At 67.0% G+C, this 1293-nt stretch carries 2 protein-coding genes; one reads left to right on the top strand and one right to left on the bottom strand.

The genetic code is table 11. The features are described from left to right. Positions 1 to 91: 91 nt before the first annotated feature. Positions 92 to 745 (top strand): ribulose-phosphate 3-epimerase, encoded by a 654-nt coding sequence (gene rpe, locus D7V88_RS41560; protein WP_120545967.1) that lies wholly within the window; start codon positions 92 to 94, stop codon positions 743 to 745. A 13-nt stretch (positions 746 to 758) separates the two neighbouring features. Here the strand turns inward: rpe and D7V88_RS41555 are convergent, their stop codons facing one another. Beyond that, complete coding sequence (locus D7V88_RS41555) at positions 759 to 1145, bottom strand: response regulator (protein ID WP_120545966.1); 387 nt, start codon at positions 1143 to 1145, stop codon at positions 759 to 761. Positions 1146 to 1293 lie beyond the last annotated feature (148 nt).

The raw sequence follows: 1293 nt of genomic DNA, 5'->3' as shown, positions 1-1293 counted from the left end.
CCCACCCATCAGGTCCACCTGTGTCCGCCAGCCTTCTGTCCAGCCGGGCGGAAGTACCGTGGCCCGACGGAAGCGACTATGAAGCGCGGCCATGAGCCGCCCTGTCCGCATCTCTCCTTCGCTGTTGTCCTGTGATTTCAGCCGTCTGGCCGAAGAGGTCCGCGCCATCGAGGCCGCTGGAGCGGACTGGATTCACGTGGATGTCATGGATGGCAGGTTCGTCCCCAACCTCACGCTGGGGCCCGTGATTGTGGAGGCGATCAAACGGGTGGCGACGAAGCCGTTGGACGTCCACCTGATGATTGTCGAGCCGGAGAAGTACGTGGAGGCGTTCGTGAAGGCGGGCGCGGACGTGCTGACGGTGCACCAGGAGGCGAGCCCGCACCTGCACCGCACGCTTCAGCAGATCCGCAAGGCGGGGGCGAAGCCGGCGGTGGTGTTGAACCCGGGCACGTCGCTGGTGACGATCGAGGAGGTGCTGGGCGACGTGGACATGGTGCTGCTCATGAGCGTGAACCCGGGCTTCGGGGGCCAGTCGTTCATCGAGTCCACGGTGGACAAGGTCCGCCGGCTGCGCGCGATGCTGGACGCGCGGGGGCTGGACGTGGACATCGAGGTGGACGGCGGCATCAACGCCGAGACGGCGAAGCGCGTGGTGGACGCGGGGGCGACGGTGCTGGTCGCGGGCAGCTACGTGTTCGGAGCGAAGGACTACGCGAAGGCCATCCAGTCGCTGCGGCCCTGAGGAGGGGCCGGCGTCAGGCGGCGCGGGTGTGCGCGACGGCGGCGGCGAGCCGGGCGATGCGGGTCATGAAGGTGGGGTCGCACGGCTTCACTTCGTAGTCGTCCGCGCCCAGCTCGAAGCACACGTGGCGGGTGAACTGGTCCTCCACGCCGCTTAGGATGATGACCTTGCAGTCGCGGGTGGTGGGGTCCTTCTTGAGCTGGGCGAGCAGGTCCCGGCCGTCCTGGTGCTGGTTCAGATCCAGGATGATGACGGCGGGCTGATGGAGACGGGCCAGCTCCAGCACGCGCTCGGAGGTCGTGTCGGAGATGCACACGAGGCCGGAGCGCTTGGCCTCCCGCACGAGGGCGGAGACCAGGAGGGGTTCATCATCCGAGATGAGGACGGTCGGGGGCGTCATGGTCCTCTGTGGGGGAACAGGGGCAGAGCAACGTGTTACTCCTTGGAAGTACAGGAAGGCCTGGATCTTGTGAAGCGGGTGAACAATGTCCCGTCCTGAAGGGTAGGTAGGACAACAGTCGAGGGGGCGCGGGGGAAGGGACCGAGGG

Source organism: Corallococcus terminator, assembly GCF_003611635.1.
In the GTDB taxonomy this organism is placed as follows: domain Bacteria; phylum Myxococcota; class Myxococcia; order Myxococcales; family Myxococcaceae; genus Corallococcus; species Corallococcus terminator.
The sequence above is the reverse complement of the archived record's forward strand: the minus strand, read 5'-3'. Positions and strand labels throughout refer to the sequence as shown.